The organism is Lacisediminihabitans sp. (assembly GCF_036404185.1).
Classification (GTDB): domain Bacteria; phylum Actinomycetota; class Actinomycetes; order Actinomycetales; family Microbacteriaceae; genus Lacisediminihabitans.
The window spans coordinates 1-6,302 of the sequence record NZ_DASWPB010000062.1 but is presented as its reverse complement, the minus strand read 5'-3'; the positions used below and the strand labels follow the sequence as shown (position 1 = coordinate 6,302).

Sequence of the window (6,302 nt, the reverse complement as noted above, 5' to 3'; positions counted from 1 at the left end):
AGCCCGGCGACACCCGGACGTTCACCTACGCCGAGCTCACCGCCGAGGTCAAGCGTGCGGCGAACACCTTGACCGCGCTCGGCATCGGGCAGGGCGACCGCGTCGCGATCTACCTGCCGATGATCCCGGAGGCGGTCATCGCGATGCTCGCGGTGGCTCGGCTCGGTGCGATCCACTCGGTGATCTTCGGCGGATTCAGCGCGCAGTCGATCCGGGACCGCGTCCTGGACGCCGGGGCGAAGCTCGTCATCACCGCGGACGGCGGCTGGCGCAAGGGCAACGTCAGCCCGCTCAAGCCCACGGTGGATGCCGCGCTCGCGCTGGAGAAGGACGCCCCGCATTCCGTCGAGCACGTGCTCGTCGTCAAGCGCGTGGACAGCGAGGTCGGCTGGGTCGACGGCCGCGACCTCTGGTGGCACGAGGAGCTGGCCACGGTCGGCGCGGAGCACGAGGCGCAGGGCTTCGACGCCGAGCATCCGCTGTTCATCCTCTACACCTCCGGAACGACCGGAAAGCCGAAGGGCATCCTCCATACGAGCGGCGGTTATCTCACCCAGGTGGCGTTCACCCACAGGAACGTCTTCGATCTGCACCCGGAGACGGATGTCTACTGGTGCACGGCCGACGTCGGCTGGATCACCGGTCACAGCTACGTCGTCTACGGCCCGCTCGCGAACGGCGCGACCCAGGTGCTCTACGAGGGAACGCCGGAGACCCCGCATCCCGGCCGCTGGTGGGAGATCGTGGAGAAGTACGGCGTCTCCCTCTTCTATACGGCGCCGACGGCCATCCGCTCGTTCATGAAGCTGGGCAGGCAGGTGCCGGATGCCTTCGACCTCGGCACCCTGCGAGTTCTCGGAAGCGTGGGGGAACCGATCAACCCGGAGGCGTGGATCTGGTATCGCGAGGTGATCGGCGGAGGGACCGCGCCCATCGTCGACACCTGGTGGCAGACCGAGACGGGCGCCATGATGATCTCCGCGCTGCCCGGCGTCACGATCGCAAAACCGGGCGCCGCGCAGGTGCCGCTGCCCGGGATCTCGGTCCGGGTGCTCGACGAGGCCGGCACGCCCGTCCCCGCGGGCGGCGGTGGCTTCCTCGTCGTGGACGAGCCCTGGCCGTCGATGACCCGAGGCATCTGGGGCGATCCCGACCGGTTCCGGGAGATCTACTGGAGCACCTTCGACCGGGAGCGATTCGGCTACCTCTACTTCGCCGGCGACGGCGCCCGGCTCGACCCGGACGGCGACATCTGGCTCCTCGGCCGCGTCGACGACGTCATGAACGTCTCCGGCCACCGCCTGTCCACCGCCGAGATCGAGTCGGCGCTGGTGTCGCATCCGATCGTCGCCGAGTCGGCGGTGGTCGGCGCCGTCGACGAGCTGACCGGCCAGGCGGTGGTCGCCTTCGTCATCCTGCGGTCCGATCAGGCGCAGCTGCAGACCGCCGAGGAGGCCGCCGACCTGTTGCGCGCCCATGTCGCCGACCAGATCGGCGCCATCGCACGCCCGCGGCGCATCTTCATCGTCGCCGAGCTGCCGAAGACCCGCTCGGGCAAGATCATGCGCCGACTGCTGCAGGATGTCGCGGAGGGACGGGCCATCGGCGACACCACCACCCTCGCCGACGCGACCGTGATGCAGATCATCGAGGGCCAGCTCAACCCGGCCTCTTAACCAACGTCGCGGTGTTTCGTCGTCCGCGCGTTGGTTGTGTACCCGAGCGCGGACGACGAAACACCGCGACGTCGGGCAGGCACGTCGGAGGTTAAGGGGTCAGGCGAACTCGAGGACCAGCTCTACCTCGACGGGCGAGTCGAGCGGCAGCACCGCGACGCCGACGGCGCTGCGTGCATGCACTCCCGCGTCGCCGAAGAGGTCCTTCAGCAGATCGGATGCGCCGTTGATGACCCCGGGCTGCCCCGTGAAGGAGGGGTCGGATGCGACGAAGCCGACAACCTTGACGACGCGGGTGACCCTGTCCAGGGAGCCGATGGCGGATGCCGCGGCGGCGAGGGCGTTGAGGGCGGAGGTCGCGGCGTAGCCGCGCGCATCCTCCGCTGCGACGCCGGCGCCGACCTTACCGGTGGCCGGCAGCACACCATCGACGAACGGCAGCTGACCGGAGGTGTAGACGAGATTGCCGGTCACCACGGCGGGGACATAGGAGCCGGCGGGGGCCGCCACCGCGGGAAGGGCGAGCCCCAGTTCGGCGAGACGATCGTTCACTGCGGACATGGTCAGTCCTCCTTCTTCTCGCGCTTGAGATAGGCCACGAGGCCGCCCTCCGGACCGGTGACGATCTGCACGAGCTCCCATCCCTGATCCCCCCAGTTGTTCAGGATGGCCGCCGTGTTATGGACGATCAACGGCGTGGTGAGGTATTCCCAGCGGGGCATCTGGAGGGTCCGTTCAGGTTGGGCAGAGCAAACAAACGTAGTTTTAATAGTATGGCTAACCCGTCCAAGCGTCCCGGTCTGTCCAGAGCCGTTGGTGGTTTCGTCGGTTTCAGCGTGATCGCCGGCATCCTCGTGACGGCTATGGTCACACCCGCTCTCGCCGTCTCCACCCAGGCGGTGACCGGCGCCATCAGCATCTTCGACGATCTGCCCGATTATCTGACCATCGGCGAACAGGCCCAGCAGAACGTCGTCTACGCCACTCGTGGCGGGCAGCCGGTCGAGATCGCCAGGATCTACGACCAGAACCGCCAGGAGGTCGGGGCGAGCGAGGTCTCCACCTACCTCAAGGACGCCGCGGTCGACGGTGAGGACCGCCGCTTCTACGACCACGGCGGGGTCGATGTGCCCTCCGTGGTCCGCGCCGCGATCGGCAACGCCGCCCACAACGAGATCACGAGCGGCAGCTCGACCCTGGACATGCAGCTGGTCAAGAACATCCTGGTGCAGCAGGCGCTGCAGATCGACAACCCGAAAAAGCGCAAGGCGGCATACACGGCGGCCATCGACGATACCCTCCAGCGCAAGCTCAAGGAGATGAAGCTCGCGATCGGGCTCGACAAGCGCTATACCAAACAGCAGATCCTGCTCGCCTACCTCAACATCACCGGCTTCGGCGGCAACACCTACGGGGTGCAGTCCGCGGCGCAGCAGTACTTCAGCGTGGATGCGAAGGACGTCACCGTCGCCCAGGCCGCGAGCCTCATCGCGATCGTCCAGCAGCCGAACCAGCAGAACCTCGGCGACCCCAAGCTCTACCCGGCGAACAAGGTGCGCCGCGACCAGATCCTCACCGACATGTATGAGGAGAAGGACATCACCAAGGCCCAGTTCGACGAGGCGATGGCCACCCCCATCGCCTCCGAGGTCAAGCTGAGCCAGACGAACAACGGATGTCTTTACGCCGCCGACGCGAAGTTCGCCTGCGACTACGTGAGGCAGCTGGTTCCCACGCTCACCGCCCTCGGTGCGACCGCGGCGGAGCGGAGCGAGAACTGGGCGACCGGCGGATACAAGGTCTACACGAGCATCGACCTCGACCAGCAGGATGTCGCGCAGAAGGCGATCGACGCGGATGCGCCGGCCACCGAGACCCGCTTCGCCCTCGGCGCGGTGGCCGATGCCATCCAGCCGGGGACGGGGCGCATCCTCGTCATGGCGCAGAACAAGCAGTTCGACAACACGCCGCAGGCGACTTCCGCGGCGACCTCGGTCAACTACAGCACCGACCACCAGTTCGGCAATTCGATCGGGTTCCCGACCGGGTCGACCTACAAGATCTTCACGCTGACCGACTGGCTGCAGAACGGCCACGGCCTCAACGACATCGTCAACGGCAGCGTGCGCACCTTCCAGCAGTCGAGTTTCACGGCATCCTGTGATCCATCCCAGCTGCAGGGACCGCCGTACACCCCGAAGAACGACGCAGGGGACGAGGGCGGCTCGATGTCGGTGCTCAACGCCACCGTCAATTCGGTCAACGCGGCCTTCGTCGGCATGGCGCAGAAGCTGGACCTCTGCGACATCCGCGACGACGCGGAGGCCATGGGTGTCCATCGCGCGGACGGGGCCCCGCTCAAGGTCGACCCGTCGACGGTGCTCGGCACCAACGAGATCGCCCCGCTGACCATGGCCGGTGCGATCGCCACCATCGGGGCGAACGGGCTCTACTGCGCACCCACCATCGTCGACAAGATCGTCGGACCGACGGGCAAGAACCTGGGCGGACAGCCGAAGAACTGCAGCCAGACGATCTCCCCCGACATCGCGAGCACCGTCGCCTACGCCCTCGCCGCCGTGATGTCCAGGGGAACCGGTGCGGCGGGTTCACCACATGACGGCATCCCGATCGTCGGCAAGACCGGCACCAGTGACGGCGCCTACCAGAACTGGCTCATCGCGACGACGACCAAGGTGTCCCTCGCCGTCTGGGTTGGCAACATCGAGGGCACGGCCCGGCTGCGCACCGCGAAGAACCCGCAGGGCGACCAGAGCCTGCGCACCATCACCATCGCCGGCACCAACGGCTCCAACACCAAGTTCAACATCTTCCGGGTGACGATGAAATCACTCAACAGCAACCCGGATTACAAGGGCGGCGCCTTCCCCTCCCCCAACACGCAGTATCTGAAGGGGTCCGGGGTGACCGTGCCGAACGTGACCGGCCAGCAGCTCGGTCAGGCGACCACCCTGCTCGAGGGACTGAACTTCGACGTCACCAACGGCGGACCGGTCGCGTCCGGGCTGCCCGTCGGTCAGGTGGTCAGGACCAGCCCGGCGGCGGGCACGTCCGCCTCCCTCGGCGCGAGCATCACCGTCTACACGAGCGACGGCACGCTGGCCACCACCATGCCGAGCATCGTCGGTATGAGCCGGAGCGACGCGGTCAAGGCGCTCGTCGCGGACGGGTTCAGCGCATCCGACGTCAGCTACAACTGGGTGTCGAGTTCGCCGGCCACGATCTGCAAGGTCACCATGAGCGATCCCGCCGGCGGCTCGTCGACCTCCACCGACACCGCGGTCACCCTCAGCGTGAACAACGGCACCGGCACCAACGGAACGGACCCTGGCGCGCTCTGCCCCTGACAAGACGGGTTTCCCAGTCCGCATCGGTTATCCTGTGGGCTATGTCTGCCCGAAAAGTGAAGCCAACCACCGTACTGAGCGGCATCGTCGGCTTCGTCGGTTTCAGCGTGCTTGCCGGCGTTCTTGTGACGGCGATGATCGCTCCCGTCCTCGCCGTGGCCAGCGAGGCGACCAAGGGCAGCATCGGCATCTTCGAGGGCCTCCCGGACTACGTCAAGATCGGCGGCCAGGCGCAGCGCAACGACATCTACGCGAACCGCGACGGTAAACCGGTCCTCATCGCCTCGGTCTACGACCAGAATCGCGAGGACGTGGCCTGGGACCAGGTCTCCCAGTTCGCCAAGGATGCCGCGGTCGCCGGCGAGGATCGTCGCTTCTATAAACACGGCGGGGTCGACGTGCAGTCCCTCAGCCGGGCGGCGATCGGTTTTGTCACCGGCACCGGCAGCAGCGGCGGATCGACCATCGCCATGCAACTGGTCAAGAACATCCGAGTGCAGAACGCGCTGCTGCTCGACACCAAGGAGAAGCGCGACGCGGCCTACAAGGAGGCCATCAGGACGTCTCCCGATCGCAAGATCGAAGAGATGAAGCTCGCGATCAGCCTGGAGAAGAAGTACAGCAAGAATCAGATCCTGCTCGCGTACCTCAACATCGACAACTTCGGCGGGGTCACCTACGGCATCCAGGCTGCCGCCCAACGCTACTTCAGCGTCGACGCCAAGGACCTGACCCTCGCGGAGGCGGCCAGTCTCGTCGCGATCGTCCAGACGCCGAACAAGATGAGGCTCGACGACCCCAAGAACTTCCCCGCCAACACGGCACGCCGCGACACGATCCTCAAGGACATGCTCGAGCTCAAGAAGATCACGCAGAAGCAGTATGACGAAGCGGTGGCCAGCAAGCCCGAGGACTACGTCAAACTCTCGGTACCGAACCAGGGCTGCCTCAACGCAACCGATGCGAAGTTCTTCTGCGACTACGTGCTGCGCAACATCCCCAAACTGACAGCCCTGGGAGCGGACGAGAAGGCCCGCACGACGAACTGGACGAGCGGCGGTTACAAGATCTACACAACCCTGGACCTGAACCAACAGGACGTCGCCCAACAGCAGCTGAGCACGGTCACCCCGGCGACGGAGACCAGATTCGCCCTCGGCTCGTCCGCGGTGGCGGTGCAGCCCGGCAGCGGCAAGATCATCGTCATGGCGCAGAACAAGGACTACAACAACACCCCGCAGGCGGCGGCGACCCAAAC

General features: G+C 66.4%; 5 protein-coding genes. 3 read left to right on the top strand and 2 right to left on the bottom strand.

The window, feature by feature from the left end:
• Nucleotides 1-1,676 (top strand): acetate--CoA ligase (gene acs / locus VGC18_RS03360; protein WP_331094219.1); only part of this gene is annotated, 1,676 nt, incomplete at its 5' end.
• Between the two features lie 99 nt (nt 1,677-1,775).
• Here acs and VGC18_RS03355 read toward each other — a convergent pair.
• Together VGC18_RS03355 and VGC18_RS03350 are read right to left on the bottom strand one after the other, a co-directional pair.
• Nucleotides 1,776-2,237 carry a RidA family protein gene (locus VGC18_RS03355; protein ID WP_331094217.1) on the bottom strand — a complete coding sequence of 154 codons (462 nt, stop codon included), beginning with the start codon at nt 2,235-2,237 and terminating at the stop codon, nt 1,776-1,778.
• Between the two features lie 2 nt (nt 2,238-2,239).
• Complete coding sequence (locus tag VGC18_RS03350) at nt 2,240-2,398, bottom strand: hypothetical protein (protein ID WP_331094215.1); 159 nt, start codon at nt 2,396-2,398, stop codon at nt 2,240-2,242.
• Between the two features lie 51 nt (nt 2,399-2,449).
• Between VGC18_RS03350 and VGC18_RS03345 the strand changes: the two genes are divergently transcribed.
• Nucleotides 2,450-5,044 carry a transglycosylase domain-containing protein gene (locus VGC18_RS03345; protein WP_331094213.1) on the top strand — a complete coding sequence of 865 codons (2,595 nt, stop codon included), beginning with the start codon at nt 2,450-2,452 and terminating at the stop codon, nt 5,042-5,044.
• Between the two features lie 41 nt (nt 5,045-5,085).
• On the top strand, nt 5,086-6,302 hold a 1,217-nt coding region (locus VGC18_RS03340), incomplete at its 3' end, for a transglycosylase domain-containing protein (protein ID WP_331094211.1).